Source organism: Sorangium sp. So ce426 (assembly GCF_051475585.1).
Lineage (GTDB): Bacteria > Myxococcota_A > Polyangia > Polyangiales > Polyangiaceae > Sorangium > Sorangium cellulosum_B.
Genome location: NZ_CP150341.1, coordinates 10,593,286 through 10,608,027, shown reverse-complemented (window position 1 = coordinate 10,608,027; position 14,742 = coordinate 10,593,286). Strand labels below are relative to the sequence as shown.

The following is a 14,742-nucleotide window of genomic DNA, read 5'->3' as shown; positions in this document are numbered from 1 at the left end:
CGAGCCGACGCGGGCTCCGTCGCTCGCGTGATCGGGCCCCGACCGCCCGAGGGAAGACCGTCGATGCGCAAGGCGTCACGGCTTTAGCGGCAGCGTTCGGAGGCGATCATGTTGAAGCGAGGGTTCCTGGCAGGGGCGATGGTCGGGCTCATATCCCTCGGCGCCGGTTGCGCCGCGGAGATCGACGGCGGCGAGGACGAGGAAGCGCTGGCGGAGAGCTCGTTCGCGATGAGCAGGCTCAACGGCATGGCCCTCAACGGGGTCCGCTTCAACGGGGTTCGCTTCAACGGGGTCCGCTTCAACGGGGTCCGCTTCAACGGCGTCTCGCTGGACGCGACGACGCTGGTCGGCACGCGCGAGGGCGACGGCGCGCCGGTCGCCGGGGCCGACTTCATCGGCGCGGACGTCGAGGCGGTCCTGGACGATGGGTCGTCGGTGGCCGTCCGCGTCACGAACGTCGTCGAGCGCGACGGGCTCCAGTACTACACGGTCAAGTACAGCGCCGGCCCCGGGGTCTGGGTGAACATCTGCGGCGAGGGCCTCGACGCGATCCCGGTGAAGGGGACGTGGAACGCGGTGACGGGGGCCCACTCGGACGACGGGGGCATGTTCACGTTCGCCTGTCAGGGCGCGGCGATCGGGAAGTGCGCCGAGTGGGGCTACAGGGAATGGATGGCCGAGGCGGAGTGCAACGCGAGCGGCTGCGAGGACAGGGATCTCTCGTACTTCCATCAAGCGTGCATCCGCATGGTGCGCGCGGACTACTGCGGCGACGGCGTGCCGCACACCCAAGCCGGGACGGCGATCGACGTCTGGGATGCGCTCGGCATCCAGACCGAGACGGTGGGCTCTGGCATGAGCCTCGAGGCCGAGTGGACGGTGGACGGCGCCGCCTGCGTCAAGCACACCCGGTGGAACGGCCTCGGCAGCAGCAACCCGGATCGCGACTACATCCTGGCGCATTGCCCGGAGCGCTGGGCCGGGGACGATCCGAGCTGCGGCGGGAGCACCTCGACCTTCCACAAGGAGAACGGCTTCACGACGCCGCTCGGCCAGCGGCGCATTCTGCGGAACGCGTCGTTCACGACCAACGTGAGCCCGCTGTAGGCGGCGCCGTCGCGCAGGTCCCGTCACGGTCGCGCCCGGGCGGGGGAGTGCCGGAGTGTGTCAGCGCTGCGGCGCGACGATCGAGGGGGGCCGCTGCGCTCCCCGCGAAAACCGCGGCTCTCGGCGCGATCGAGCCCCGCGCGGCGGTGGACCATGTCTTGCGATGGGGGCGGGAGCGTCAGGTACAAGCCGCCCTGTTCCGAGCTCCTCGCCGCGCGCATGAGGCAGCGAGCATGGGCTGGAGGTGCACGTCATGCTGCTCGACCGATCCTTTCGACGAACGCTGATTGCCCGTCTCCTGCAGAGCGCCGGCCCCTCGGCGGCCGCAGCGCTCCTCGTCGCAGCGCCGGGCTGCGGAGAGGCCGCGGCCGAGGCCGAGAGCGCCCAGCAGCTCCGTTGCTTCGACTGGTTCGACGAGCTCGGGGCTTGCCTGGACCGCGACGCGGCGCTGGAGGAGTTCAGGACCATCTACCGGCCCTGCGACGGCAAGGACAGGGAGCTGGAGAAAGACACGATCGTGTCGGTGGAGAGCGACGCGACCCGCCGTGACGGCGCGTGCTGTTACGAGGTGATCGTCGAGGAGAACACAATCGACTGCGCCGCGGTGGGACGGCCCTTTTCCCTGGACGGGCACCACCTCACGGCGGCGCCGCGGCCGGCCGAGGCGGGGTGGCTCGCGCGTGCGACGGCGAGCGGCGCCGGTGGGCAGCTGCCTTCGCTGGCGGATCTGACGGACGAGGAGCGGGAGACGCTCGCCGGCGGCTGGCTGCGGAGCGCGCTGGAGGAGCACGCGTCGGTGGCGTCGTTCGCGCGCTTTGCGCTGGATCTCATGGCGCACGGCGCGCCGTCGTCGCTCGTCGAGGCGGCCCACCTCGCCGCGCTCGACGAGGTCGGTCACGCCCGCCTCGGGTTCTCGCTCGCGACCGCGTACGGGGGCGGTCCTGTCGGTCCGGCCGCCTTCCCGATGTCGCCGGCGGTGCCGATCGCCGCGGATCTCGCGGCGCTGGCGCGCGCCGCCGCGGAGGAGGGCTGCGTCGGCGAGACGGTGGCCGCGATGATCGCGGCGGAGAAGCGCGCCCGCGCCGAGGACCCCGCGGTGCGGGCGGCGCTCGAGGTGATCGCGGAGGACGAAGCGCGGCACGCCGAGCTCGCGTGGCTGACGGTGGCGTGGGCGATCGGGGCGGGCGGCGAGCCGGTCCGCCGCGCCGTGGCCGAGGTGTTCGAGGCCGCCGCGGCGTCGCTCGGGCGTCCGCCCCCGCCGGGGGCCGAGCCGGGCGGCGGCCGCGCCGCGGCGCTCGCGGCGCATGGGCACCTCGCCGTGGCCGACGTGCGCGCGCTGCAGGGCGCGGCGCTCGCCCAGGTGGTGCTGCCGTGCGCGCGCGCGCTGGGGCTCTGGAGGCCCGCGGCCGCCGCGGGGGCGGCTCGGCCGGCGGCGAGCGCCTAGCGACCTCCGGAGGCGCTCAGCTCTTCGCGGCCGCGAGGATCGCCGAGGCGTGCTCCTTTTGGAGCCACCTCGAGCAGACCTGCTTCAGCGTCAGCGATGAAAGCGGATGTTACGCCGGTGATACACCGCGTTGCGCCGCGGAAACCCCGCCGCACAGGTCCCCCCGTAACGGGTTGGACGCTCCACCGTTACGCCGCGCAGCGCTGCACCTCCCCTCCATGGGATTCCCGTGGAGGAGATCGCGTTCCTTTCAAGGGGCGGGCGCAGGTCCTGCTCGTCAGCGGTGCCCCCAATCCGCGCCGGCGCGCGCAGGCCCGCGCCTTGCTGGATACGAGCGCGCGGCCCGCTGGACGGCCGCGTTGGCGAAACGAAAACCACAAGGGATCACCATGAAGACGATGATCAAGACCCTGGGTGCGATTGCATGTCTCTGCGCGGGTTCGCTCGTGATGCTCGACTCCGGCGACGCCTCGGCGGCGGCGTTCCGGCGGCTCGGCGTCGGCTACTGCGGATACGAGGGCCCGTCCGTGGTCAACACCAGTCTCTCCAGCTCCACCAAGATCACCTGCACGCTGCCGTCGGACAGCACGCTGGAGCACTCCGACATCGTGACCCTGAAGGTGTACGTCCTCAACCCCTTGGGGAGCCTCTCGAGCGCGAGCGCATGCGTCAGGAACCCGACGGGCACGAGCTTTGTGTGCGGTGGCGACGATGATTCGAACGACGCCAGCGCCATTCTGCAGCCCGCCGTCACCTCCAGCGTCCTGCTGAACCCGAGCTACGCGAGCTGGTTCCCTTACGTCAACGTGACCCTCGGCGCCATGAGCTCCCTCAACGGTATCAAGGTCACCGACTACTGAGCTGCGCGCCCGCATCCGCGGGCCGCGCCCGCTGGCCTCGCGGGCCGGCGGGCGCGGCCCCGGCTGCGCCATTCCCCCTGCATCGATTCCAGCTCGCGACCTCCGGCACGAAGGGAGAGGAACGAAGATGAACCACGAACGAACCCGCCTGCGCTCCTCGCGGACAGGCCTCGCCGTGATGGGGATCTCCACGGCGGCGCTGCTCGCCTCGCTCGTGAGCCTGCTCAGGACCGCGCCCGCCGAAGAGCAACCCCCACGGGAGGCACCCTCGCGCGGAGCGCGCGTGATCCAGGACCCGGCGCGCGAGCGCGCCGCGGGCCAGGGCGACGCCGAACGGGTGGGGCGGCTGGAGCGCCGCGTCGCCGATCTCGAGAGCGCCGCCGATCCGCAGGAGGAGGGCTCCGAGGCCGCCCCGAGCGAGGGGCGCGAGGGCGCGGAGCCGCTCGACCCCGAGGCGATGCGCCGCGAGGAAGCCGCCTGGTGGACGGGCGTCATCGACGCGCACGCGCAGCAGCGCCGCGACCCGGGATGGGCCGGGAGGGCGGAGGAGAGCTTCCAGGCGGACCTCGGCGCGATCGCGCCGGGCCGAACGCTCGAGGTCGTGGACGTGGACTGCCGCACGACCTCCTGCGCGGCCACGATAAGGTGGCCCGCCTACACACCCGAGGTGATGAAAGACGCGGGCTCCCTCGCCGGGCATCCCTATCGGGAGAGGTGCACGAAGAGCATCTCGGTGCCCCCCCCCGAGGACCCCTCTGCGCCCTATCTGGCGCAGATCGTGTTCGACTGCGCGACGCAGCGCGCCGGCCTCGCCCGCCGCTGAACCGCCGGAAGGCTCGGCCGGCGGCGAGCGCGTGGCGACCTCCGGAGGCGCTCAGCTCTTCGCGGCGGCGAGGATCGCCGAGGCCCCTGGCGACTGCGCCTCCGGCGTCGACGACGAGCGGGAACGGGAGCTCGTATTATCGGCGAGCCGAGGAGAGGCGCCGCCAGGACGCCTGAAGGCGCAGAGAGGTGTCTTCTCGGGAGACGCCGAGAGAGGCCTCGTGTTCTTCATGGCAAGGCGCAGGCGGCGATTCGCTCGGTCGCGCGCCGCGCCGCCAGGCCGGCGCCGCCACCAGGCGCGCAAACCCCGCACGTCCTGACCGAAAGCTAAGGTACCACCCGATGCGCGGTCCACGCTATACATGCGCTGGCCATGCGCTGGACACCTGGGAAACGCAGTGCAAAACTCCGAGACCTTCGCGGCGCATCCGGCGGAGCGAAGCTCGGTGTGGGCGGGACGGTGATCCTGCTCGTGCTCTCGCTGGTCTTCGGGAAGGATCTCCTGTCGGGGCTCGGTCAGGGCTCCGCGATCCCCGGCGCGCAGAGCGGGCGCGCGAGCTCGCCCGAGGAGGAGCGGCTCGTCGATTTCGTCTCCTTCGTCCTCGATGACACGGAGGCCGTGTGGACGCAGGTGTTCAGCCGGACGGGGCAGCGCTATCCGGCGCCCGTGCTGACGGTGTTCACCGACTCCGTGAGGTCGGGCTGCGGTATCGGCGAGTCGGCGATGGGCCCGTTCTACTGCCCGGCGGACCGGACGGCGTACATCGACCTCGGCTTCTACCGCGAGCTCAAGGCGCGGTTCGGCGCGCCGGGCGACTTCGCCCAGGCGTACGTGCTCGCCCACGAGATCGGCCACCACGTGCAGAACGTGCTCGGGACCGAGCGCCGCCTGCGCCAGCTGCAGGCCGCGCGCCCGGGCGAGAAGAACGCGCTCTCCGTGAAGATGGAGCTCCAGGCGGACTGCTTCGCCGGCGTGTGGGCCCACTCCACGCAGAAGCGCGACCTGCTCGAGGCGGGCGACGTCGACGAGGCCCTCCGGGCCGCCTCCGCGATCGGCGACGACCGGCTGCAGAAGGCCGCGACCGGCAGGGTCAACCCGGAGACGTGGACGCACGGCTCGTCGGCGCAGCGGGTCGCCTGGTTCAAGCGCGGCATGCAGGGCGGCCGCGTCGAGGACTGCGACACATTCGCCGAGAGCTCGCCCTGAACAGGCGCCGTCCGCCTTCCCGCGCGCGGGAAGGCGAGGGGCGCGCAGATCGCACGAGCGGCGGCTCGCGACAGCTCCGCGCGACGGTGTACGCTGCTCGCCCGCCGATGGTCTCGCCGCACGGTGCCCCTCGCTCCCCGACGCAAGGCCGCCTCCGCCCTCGTGCGCGTCCCCTTCGCCCTCGCGCGCTCGCGGAGGCGCCGTGAGCTCGCGCGAGTCGCCTGACTCCTGGACCGCCGCGCCACGATCGATCGCGGAGGTCATCGAGGACAGCCTCCCCCAGATCGAGGTGCGCCTGCGCCCGCGCGCCATCGCCACGGTCGTCGCGCGCGTCACGGCCGACCTGGGCGACGAGGAGCACCCGAGGCCCGCGCTGCTCGCCGCGCTCGCCCGGTGCGCCGACGGCGCGGCCGCCGAGGTCGACCGGCTGCGCAGCGCCGAGTCTGCGCTCGTGCTGGCCTACCAGTCGGCCGCCACCCCCGCCGAGCGGCGCGAGCTCCTCGCCCGGCAGCTCCGCGTCTGGGCGCGAGAGCGCGAGCAACGCGAGAGGAGCGGCGCCGCCTCCCTGCTCGGCTGGGCCGCCGCGCGCGTCGAGCGAGCCGGCGACCTGTCGGCGCTCGGCCGCAACCTCGACCTCGAGGCGGCCCAGGAGCGCTTCGCCACCGCCATCGCCGACCGCCTCGACGAGATCGAGGTCGCCTACCACGCCCTCACCCACCTCGCGAAGCACCTCGACGACCCGTCCGACGCGGTGCACGTCGCCCGCGACGGCGGCGCCCTCCGGCTCGCCATGGCGCACGCCGAGCCGAGCCGCCCCGCGCCCGTCCGCCGGGCCGCGCTGCTCGCCGCCGTCGCCCTCCTGCACCGCCTCCCGGCGCGCGAGCGCCTCGGCCACCTCGGGCTCGACGCGGCCCGCTCCGTGCTGGCGTGGTCGCGCGGGGTCAACGCGTCCCGCTGGGTGCAGATCGCCGCCCTCGAGATCGGCGTCCTCCTGTTCCCCGACGAGGCGTTCTCCCTGCTGGCCGAGCGCCTCCGCGCGCGCGACGCCGCCGACAAGGACGGCCCCATCCTCCGCCGCAACGCCCTGCGCCTCCTCGGCGCGGCGGCGCGCCCGTCCGCCCCGGTGATCCCGCTCGACCGCGCGGCGCGCCTCGCCGGCGCCCCGCGGGACCCGCGCCGCTCGAACGGCGCGCAGCCGAGCCGCGCCAGCCGGTCGACCATCGCGCCGGAGGCCGCCGCCGCCTCCGGAGGCGCCCGCGAGGGCGAAGGGCCGCCCGACACGCCCGCGCCCGACTCGGCGCCCCGGCTCAGCGCCGATCCCGCCGCCGGCGCGCCGCCCGCCCGCGTGGCGCCCGCGAGCGCGGACCCGCTCGCCATCGCGCTGCTCGCCCGCGACGACCCGAGCGAGCACGTCCGCCAGGAGCTCGTTCGCCAGCTCGTCGAGCTCGGCGGCGCGGAGGCCCTCACGGCGCTCGCCGAGATCGCCGAGGGCGACGGGTCGCCTCGCGTCCGCGGCTACGCGCTGCGGGAGCTCTCGCGGCACGCGACCGACCACGCGGACGCCGCCCCGTTCGCCGAGCGCGCCGTCCGCTTCGCCCTCGCGAAGCCAGGCCCGCCGCTCGCGTCCCGCGCGGCCCTCGAGGCGGTGCGCACGCTCTGCGCCGGGCCCTACGCCCCGCTGCCTCCGGGGACCTTCGTCGAGCTGCTGGCCGAGTTCGCGAGCCGCCCGGCGATCTCGCCGGACCTGTCGGACGACGCCGCCGCCGCGCTGCGGCTGCTCGAGGTCGAGAGCCGCCCGGTCGCCGAGCACATCCGCCAGACGCTCCTCGCCGCGGCGTCGGAGCTGCTGGAGGGCGAGAGCGCGCCGGTCGAGCTCCCGGCCGACGCCGAGCCCAGGGACGTCGAGCGCGCGCTCGTCGTCGCGTCGCGCGGCGACATGACGTACACGCTGCGGCGCCGCGGCCGGGGGCGGTACCTGCTCACGCGCGGCGAGCCGCGCGGCTTCCGCCTCTGGCGGCTCATCCACGAGATGCGCACGCCGATGCCGGACAAGCGCAAGGGGTGGATCCACACGAGCGGCCGCCTGTTCGCGGGCGAGCTCGTCGCGCCGCCGGTCGGCATGGCGGAGGTCACGCCGACGCGCGTGCCGGGCGAGCGCCACGTCTACCCGCCCGTCGGCGGCTGGGGGCCGTTCGTCCCCCGCATCGACGACCTGCTCGCCGCCGCCAGCCTGACCCAGCGCGAGATCCGCCTCATCACGGCGCGCGGCACGGTCACGGTGCGCGGCCCGGCCAAGCTCGCGCACCGGCTGCGCGCCCGCGCCCTGCTCACGCTGCGCTACGACCGCTACGCCCAGGCCCGCATGCGCGCGCTCGTGGCGCAGGAGCCGGCCGAGCAGAAGAAGTTCACGCTGATGACGGGCGAGCTCGGCTTCACCGTCGCGCTCGGCGACACCGGGGGCGAGGTCGAGGGTCGCCCGTACGCGATCGAGCCGCACCTGCCGGGCAAGTACCTCGCGGTCGCGCTGCCGCCCTTGCTCCAGAGCGGCCGCGACTGGCTCGCCGGCCCGTCGGTGCCCGTCTGGATCGACGGCTTCTTCTCGTACCTCGTCTCGCCGGCGGGCAACGTCCCGACGCAGCTCGCGTGGATCGTGTTCCTCGTCCTCGCGTACATGGTGCTGCGGGCCGCGTGGATCGCGGCGCAGATCGAGCGCGCCCGCCGGGGCATCCCGCTCACGATCGGCGGCTGGGGCACGCGCGGCAAGAGCGGCTCGGAGCGGCTCAAGGCCGCGCTGTTCCACGCGCTCCGCTACGACGTCGTCGTGAAGACGACCGGCTGCGAGGCGATGTTCATCCACGCCATGCGCGACCTGCCGGCGCAGGAGATCTTCATCTACCGCCCGTACGACAAGGCCACGATCTGGGAGCAGCGGAACATCCTCACGGCCGGGCGGAACCTCCGCGCCCAGGTGTTCCTGTGGGAGTGCATGGCGCTCCAGCCGCTCTTCGTGGACACGCTCTGCTCCGAGTGGATGCGCGACGAGATCACGACGCTGACGAACGCCTACCCGGATCACGAGGACATCCAGGGCCCCGGGGGCGAGGACGTCGCCCGGGTGATCGCGCGCTTCATGCCCACGGACGGGCTGTCGTTCACGACGGAGGAGCAGATGCTCCCGCTGCTCAAGGACCAGGCGCAGCGGAAGGGGACGAACCTCGTCGCGATCCCGCCGATCGACGCCGACCTCCTGCCGGTCGACCTCCTGGATCGGCTCCCCTACCAGGAGCACCCGCGCAACGTGGCGCTCGTGCTGGCGCTCGCGGACCATTTCGGCGTCGATCGCGAGTTCGCGCTGGTCGAGATCGCGGATCACGTGATCCTCGATCTCGGCGTCCTGAAGACGTACCCGACGGTGCAGTACCGGGGGCGGAAGCTCACGTTCTCGAACGGGATGAGCGCGAACGAGCGCGCCGGGTTCATGTCGAACTGGACGCGGCTCGCGTTCGACAAGCACGACATGGACGCGACGCCCGGCAAGGCGACGGTGATGGTGGTGAACAACCGCGCGGACCGGGTCGCGCGGTCGCGCGTGTTCGCGCAGATCATCGTGGAGGACATCGGGGTCGATCACGTGGTGCTGATCAACTCGAACCTCGGCGGGATGATGCAGTTCATCACCGAGGGGCTCGACGCGCGGCTCCGGGACATGGTGATCACGGGCGACGGGGGCAAGGAGCGCGCGCTCGAGCGCTTCGACGAGCAGATGAAGAAGGTCGGCGTCCCGGCGCGGGCGGGCGCCTTCGAGGAGGATCTCACCCGGATGCTGCGCGCGCTGCCGGCGATCGACGAGGCGGCGGCGGCGGCGATCGTGGGCGGCCCCGCGGTGGCGGGGAAGAAGGGGGAGCCCGAGGCGATCGAGGCGGCGGTGAAGCAGGCGCTGGAGGCGCACGCGCCGCCGGCGGGGGAGGACGACATCCGCCCGGACATCGTCCACCACGCGGCGCGGCTGTCGCGCCGGCTCGCCCGCCGCGACAAGGCGCGCGCGGAGGTGGAGGCGGCGCTGTCGCGGGGCGCTGACGCCGAGGCCAACCAGGCGTTCCGCGCGGCGTTCCGCGAGCTGTGCCTCGAGCGCATCGCGGTCCTGTGGAACGCCGACGCGAAGGGGGACAAGGTGATCGACTTCATCACGCGCGAGATCCCGCCGGGGTTCGACGCGCGGCTGATGGGGTCGCAGAACATCAAGGGGACCGGGCTCGACTTCGTCTACCGGTGGCTCTCGATGGATCGCGTGAGGACCGCGATCGAGCGGATGCAGAGCAACGCGTCGGCGCGGCGCGAGGTGCTGACGTTCTTCCTGTCGTACTCGGATTTCGGCCTGATCGATCTGCGCGAGGCGCTCGCCGCGACGCGCGCGGCGAAGGAGCAGGGCGGCGCCGGGTGGGCGGAGCACGCGAACCTGATCGACGGGGCGATCCGCAGGCTCGAGGCGCTCGACAAGGAGAAGACGGCGGCGCTCGTGGTGACGGGCAAGACGGGGGTCGGGACGAAGGTGCTGCTCCGGGTGGAGCAGTTCGTCGATCACATGGACTCGGTGCGCCGGACGCGGTGGGCGAAGATCGTGATGGACGATCTGTTCGCGATGCGCATCGGCCACGGCCAGGCCGCGCTGCTGCTGCGGGAGATCGTGGGCCGGCAGAAGGGCGGCTGGCTGGCGAAGGATCTCGCCAAGTGGGTGGAGAAGCGCAGGGCGTGGCTGGAGAGCCGCCGGAAGAAGCAGCCGAAGAAGGCCGAGCCGGCCGCGCCGCCGGGGGCGGCGGCGGAATCCGGGTAGGGGCGTAGGGGCGTAGGGGCGTAGGGGCGTAGGGGCGTAGGGGCGTAGGGGCGTAGGGGCGTAGGGGAGCGCGCGCCGGGGGCGCGTGGCGGCACGGCAGGCGGGGCGTCTCGCCCCCGAGGGGCGGATGCCCTAAGCTGTCCGGGCGATGGGACATCCTGCCAGGCGCACCGGCCTCTCCCCCGCGGAGTACCTCGCGTTCGAGCGGGCTTCCGAGCAGAAGCACGAGTACGCGAACGGCGAGATCTTCGCGATGTCGGGCTGCACCCGGGCGCACAGCCTGCTGGCGGGGAACATCCAGCGCGAGCTCGGCAATGCGCTGCTCGAGCGCGCCTGCGAGGTCCACACCTCCGACATGCGCGTCAAGATCGCGCCCACGGGGCGCTACGTGTACCCCGACGCGTCCGTCGTCTGCGGCGATCCCGTGTTCGAGGACGCGGAGATCGACACGCTCCTCAACCCGAACGTCATCGTCGAGGTGCTCTCCGACTCATCGGAGGCCTACGATCGCGGCGACAAGTTCGCGCAGTACCGGAGCGTCCCCTCGATCGCGGAGTATGTGCTCGTCTCCCAGAAGGAGGTGCGCATCGAGCACTTCCAGCGGCAGCCGGACGGCCGGTGGCTGCTGTCGATCCTGGGCCCCGGCGCGCAGATCGAGCTCGAGTCGGTCGGCGTCGTGATCGACGTCGATCGCGTCTATCTCAAGGTGCCGCTCGCGCCGTCCGCGAGCGATTGAGCTGTGTGCCTCGAGAGCGCCTCAAGGTGCCGCTCGCGCCGTCCGCGGGCGATTGAGCTGTGTGCCTCGAGAGCGCCGGGGGCATTCTCGATCTCCGCGAGGCGCTCGCCGCGGTGCGCGCGGCCAAGGAGCAGGGCGGCGCCGTGGGGTGGAAGCGTGCTATCCTCACAAGCCGTGATGGCTGGCGCCGCCGTTGCTCGGGACAGCTCGGACCGCCTCAGCGATGAGGCCTGGCTGGAGCTTGCCGAAGACGAGCCGGGCGAGCTCGTCGGCGGCGTGCTCGTGGAGGAAGAGGTGCCGGACTGGATCCACGAGACCGCCGTCATGTGGCTCATCCGGGTGCTCGGCGCGTGGGCAGCGGCCCGCGGCGGTTTCGTGGCCGGCTCGGAGCTCAAGTACCTCCTCCGCAAGGGCAGCGGGCGCAAGCCGGACGTCTCCATGGTGCTGCCCGGGCAGAGGCCCCCGCCGCGGCGCGGGCCCATGCGGCGCCCGCCGGACGTGATGATCGAGGTGGTCTCGCCGCGGCCGCGCGATGTCCACCGCGACCGAATCGAGAAGCTGCGCGAGTATGCGGCGTTCGGCGTGCGCTGGTACTGGCTGCTCGATCCGGCGACGAGGATGCTGGAGATCTACGAGCTCGGCCCGGACGGGCGCTACGTGTGGGCGCAGGCAGCCGCGAGCGGGCGCGTCGAGGCGGTGCCGGGGTGCGACGGGCTGGTGGTCGATCTGGACGAGCTCTGGGGCGAGCTCGACCGGCTGGGGGACGAGGAGCCGGCCGAGTAACGTTCTCTTTGTCAGGCACCGGACGGATCGTTCCCCGAACCGGGGACGAGCTCCTCCAACGGGTCGAGCCGACCGATGCTCGCCCAGGCCGCATGCGCAGCTTCCACGTGTCTGCGGCGGAGATCTGCGTCGGTGGCGATGCGTGCCAGCCGCTCGTGCGTGAGGCCGATTGAGTACGGCTCCGAGAGGCGCTGGAAGAGTCGCAGCGCCTGCTCGTAGCAAGCGCGAGCAGCGTCGTGGTCGGATCGATCGCGTGCGACGTCACCGAGGTTTAGGATGCAATTGGCCTCGGCGAGCACGTTGCCGACGCGGCGGCAGAGCGGAAGCGCCTGCTCGAAGTGCGTGCGCGCCTGTTCATAATCCGAGTGTTGCAGCGCGATGATCCCAAGGCCCTGGACGCAGTTGGCCTCGCTGAGCACACTGCCGATGCGGCGATAGAGCGGCAGCGCCTGCTCGAAATGCAGGCGCGCCTGCTCGTGGTTTGAGCGGTTCAACGCGATGTCCCCGAGGTCGTGGATGCAGTTGGCCTCGCCGAGCGCATCGCCGATGCGACGATAGAGCGGCAACGCCTTCTCGAAATGCAGGCGTGCCTGCTCATAATCCGCACGGTGCAACGCGATGAGGCCGATGGCATGCAAGCTATCGGCCTCGCCCTTGGCCTCGCCCGCGGCCCGATATGCCTCCAAGGCGCCCCGCAGCTCAACGTCTGCCTCGTCGTACCGATAGGCATCCAGCAATGCGCGGCCAAGCCGAAGCCGCACCCTTGCACCCTCGAGATCGCCATGCCCCGTCCGCCGCTCAACCACGCCCTGCAGCAGCTTAGAGAGCCGAGCGACCTCGGCCTGTGCCTCCTCCAGGCTCCCCTTCGACGGCGGCAGGTGCGCGTGCGCCCTCTCTTCCCGCTGCGCTTGCGGCTCTCCAGCAGCCCTCACGCTGATCTCGAACTGCCGCCACGTGAAGAGGTCCGGTGCGCTTCGAAGCAGCGCATCGAACACCTCGTCCGACGCCATCAGCACGAGCGGCCCCGGCACGAGCCGCGGCAGGAGATCCCTTGCGAAGTTCAGCTCGGCCAGCGCGGGGGAGACGCGCGCGCCCACGTCGCATTGCTCAAGCCCGACAAGGACCACCGCCGTCCGCCCCGCGTCGCCAAGGCCGAGCTTCTCCAGCTTGTCGAACGGCCGCTCCGCCGCGCCGAGCGTGACCAAGAGGACGTCGGGCATCCCGTCGCGCCCCGACCAAGCCTGGAAGCGATCGAGCAGCTCGTCCCGCGCCGGGCCTGGGGGGACGTGCACGAAGATCAGCGCGAACGACTCGCTCCAGGCGACGGCCCGCCAGAGTGCGTCCACCCTGCCGTCCGCGTCGATGTCGAGCACGACGCCGCTCAGCCCCCGGTCGGCGCGCTGCGCGCCTGCCGGAACGCGTGCGTCCGCCGCGCGAACGGGTGCACGTCGTACCAGGTCTCCCCGTTGTACTCGAGCACGACGAGCTCGTAGAGCAGCCACTGGCGTGCCTCATCATCGAAGGCGCCCGGGAAAGAACCCGTGTTGACGATGTGGTGGAGCTCAGCGAGGTACGCTCGGCCCTGAAGCAGCCGCTCCATGTTGCCCACGAACTCCTTGATCACCCCGTCGATCTCCGCATGGGTCAGCCGGAGCTCGGGCTTCATGAGCGCGCCCTGCGTCACGATGCGGAGCAGATCGCGCAGGCAGCCGCCAGACTGGACGATCGCGTGACGGAGCGCGTCGTCGTCGGCGAACACGACCGAGCAGTCGATCCGGCGCGCGAGCATTCTGCGGAGCGCCGCCACGCCCGCCTCGTCGGGGATCTCGGCGCCGGTCCCCCGCGCGCGGACGGCGATCATGGGCAAGACGACGTCGTTCGGGGCGCGGTAGACGTGTCGGAGGCGCCCCTGGGTGAAGTGCAGCGAGACGGGGATCGTGACGATGAGGTGAACAGGGACGTTCTGGATCAGCGGAAGCTGCTCCAGGAAGAAGAGATCGTGTGTCGTGCGCTTTGTGCCGTCGTCGAGCTGGAGTCGTTCGATGCGCTCCAGGTTGTCGGCGATGATGACGAGATCCTCGATGTCCTGCTTCACGAGATGAGAGCGCACGTCTTGGATCAGATCGCCGAGGCCCTCGATCAGCGATGTCACATGATCGCGGCTCGCCTCGCGGTAGCGCTTCTGCAGGCCGGGCGACGTCTTGAGCGACAGCTTGAGCTTGGCTACGCCCGCGGGGATCTCAGCGTCGAGCGAGATGCCCAACCCTTTCACCCAGGACAGGACCTCTTTCCACACCTTCCTTGCCGTGATCGATGTTCGCGCATAAGGACCGAGCACCTCGTCATCCAGGATCGCAGAGAAGATCGCCGTGATGAACTCAGGAAGTTGGATATCCCGGACGTCAAGGTATTCCTGTAGATCGACCACGACAGCGTGAAAGCTCTGCCCTTGTCTGTCCTTTTGCAGCTCGCCGGCGAGCCAGCGGAGCTCGGTCGATTTCCCGCTGCCGGGGTGCCCACTGAGGAGCTGGACCTGGTAGTCGCCGCGGAGCGAGCCCCGAATGCACTCCTCCATCCGCTGGATGCGGTTGCCGCCGCGCACGCTCGAGAGATCCTCTCGCAGCGCCAGCAGGTCCTTGCCGACCAGATCGATCCGGGGATTGCAGGCAGCGCGGACCGAGCGCGCATCCCGAGCCGGGAGCTCGAGCTGGTCGGTCAGGACGATCGATTCGAAGCGGGCAGCCATGATGCGGTGCACCTTGCCGCAACCGAGCCCGGGCCGCTAGGCGGACTCGGGTTGGCGCTGAATAATGAGTAATTACATGTGGTTGGCTAGCGCTGTCGCCATGGCCGGCAGCGCCGTGAGCCACAGTCTTGCGCTCCGCCTCCCCGCGCAGGCCATGCCGTCGCCTGGTGGCAGGCCGAGCAGCTGCAACGCAGCGCGCGGAAAGA

The 14,742-nt window shown here is 71.9% G+C and carries 10 protein-coding genes; 8 read left to right on the top strand and 2 right to left on the bottom strand.

Annotated features, from left to right (window positions below; translation table 11 throughout):
• Positions 1–108 precede the first annotated feature (108 nt).
• The 8 genes from WMF44_RS39745 to WMF44_RS39710 all read left to right on the top strand — a co-directional run bounded on the left by WMF44_RS39745 (position 109) and on the right by WMF44_RS39710 (position 11,790).
• Positions 109–1,107 carry an ADYC domain-containing protein gene (locus tag WMF44_RS39745; protein WP_437295251.1) on the top strand — a complete coding sequence of 333 codons (999 nt, stop codon included), beginning with the start codon at positions 109–111 and terminating at the stop codon, positions 1,105–1,107.
• Between the two features lie 253 nt (positions 1,108–1,360).
• On the top strand, positions 1,361–2,551 hold the full coding sequence (locus WMF44_RS39740; protein WP_437295250.1) for a ferritin-like domain-containing protein: 1,191 nt from the start codon (positions 1,361–1,363) through the stop codon (positions 2,549–2,551).
• Between the two features lie 389 nt (positions 2,552–2,940).
• On the top strand, positions 2,941–3,411 hold the full coding sequence (locus tag WMF44_RS39735; RefSeq protein ID WP_437295249.1) for a hypothetical protein: 471 nt from the start codon (positions 2,941–2,943) through the stop codon (positions 3,409–3,411).
• Between the two features lie 127 nt (positions 3,412–3,538).
• Entirely contained in the window at positions 3,539–4,234 is a 696-nt protein-coding gene (locus WMF44_RS39730) for a hypothetical protein (protein ID WP_437295248.1), read from the top strand.
• 372 nt (positions 4,235–4,606) lie between these two features.
• Positions 4,607–5,440 carry a KPN_02809 family neutral zinc metallopeptidase gene (gene ypfJ, locus WMF44_RS39725; protein ID WP_437295247.1) on the top strand — a complete coding sequence of 278 codons (834 nt, stop codon included), beginning with the start codon at positions 4,607–4,609 and terminating at the stop codon, positions 5,438–5,440.
• A 202-nt stretch (positions 5,441–5,642) separates the two neighbouring features.
• Complete coding sequence (locus WMF44_RS39720) at positions 5,643–10,271, top strand: capsule biosynthesis protein CapB (protein ID WP_437295246.1); 4,629 nt, start codon at positions 5,643–5,645, stop codon at positions 10,269–10,271.
• Between the two features lie 148 nt (positions 10,272–10,419).
• On the top strand, positions 10,420–11,007 hold the full coding sequence (locus WMF44_RS39715) for a Uma2 family endonuclease (RefSeq protein WP_437295245.1): 588 nt from the start codon (positions 10,420–10,422) through the stop codon (positions 11,005–11,007).
• A gap of 177 nt (positions 11,008–11,184) precedes the next feature.
• A complete protein-coding gene (locus WMF44_RS39710; RefSeq protein WP_437301665.1) occupies positions 11,185–11,790 on the top strand; it encodes a Uma2 family endonuclease in 606 nt (201 codons plus the stop codon).
• Between the two features lie 11 nt (positions 11,791–11,801).
• Here WMF44_RS39710 and WMF44_RS39705 read toward each other — a convergent pair whose 3' ends face one another.
• Together WMF44_RS39705 and WMF44_RS39700 are read right to left on the bottom strand one after the other, a co-directional pair.
• Positions 11,802–13,163: a tetratricopeptide repeat protein gene (locus WMF44_RS39705; protein ID WP_437295244.1), complete on the bottom strand. Its 1,362-nt coding sequence runs from the start codon at positions 13,161–13,163 to the stop codon at positions 11,802–11,804.
• A gap of 8 nt (positions 13,164–13,171) precedes the next feature.
• On the bottom strand, positions 13,172–14,536 hold the full coding sequence (locus WMF44_RS39700) for a hypothetical protein (protein ID WP_437295243.1): 1,365 nt from the start codon (positions 14,534–14,536) through the stop codon (positions 13,172–13,174).
• Positions 14,537–14,742: the final 206 nt, after the last annotated feature.